Annotated in this window: 1 protein-coding gene; it reads right to left on the bottom strand. The window is 33.5% G+C overall.

The genetic code is table 11. From position 1 onward, the window contains the following. Positions 1–411 (bottom strand): xanthine phosphoribosyltransferase (xpt, locus tag IDG65_RS14155; protein WP_206174198.1); only part of this gene is annotated, 411 nt, incomplete at its 3' end. Positions 412–499 lie beyond the last annotated feature (88 nt).

Here is a 499-nt window from a genome sequence, read left to right as displayed (position 1 = left end):
ATATAACCCAAGTGAAGCATCACCATTGGCTAAGAAATCATCAATAATTAAAACCGTATCATTCTCATTTAGAAATTCTTCCGAAACAATAACCGTACTTGTTTTATTCTTTGTAAAAGAATGAATATCGGTACTATAAAAGCCATCTTTCAACGTACTTGGTTTAGCCTTTTTAGCAAATAAACAAGGAACATCAAAATGTAAAGATGCCATAATAGCTGGAGCAATGCCTGAAGCCTCGTTTGTCAAGATCTTTGTGACACCTTTATCTTTAAATTGCTCATAAAATGTTTTACCTACTTCATGCATCAATTTTGCATCGATTTGATGATTTAAAAAACCATCCACTTTCAATATTTTTTCGTCAATTACTACGCCATCTTCTTTGACTTTCTGTCTAAGCGATTCCACGTCAAAACCTCCTAAATTTGTATACAAAAAAAGCCTCAAACTTTGCGAAAAAGTTTCAGGATCCATGAGCGTACAGGCAATACATAGT

This window comes from Staphylococcus sp. EG-SA-17, from assembly GCF_017151845.1.
Classification (GTDB): Bacteria; Bacillota; Bacilli; order Staphylococcales; family Staphylococcaceae; genus Staphylococcus; species Staphylococcus aureus.
The sequence above is the reverse complement of the archived record's forward strand: the minus strand, read 5'-3'. Positions and strand labels throughout refer to the sequence as shown.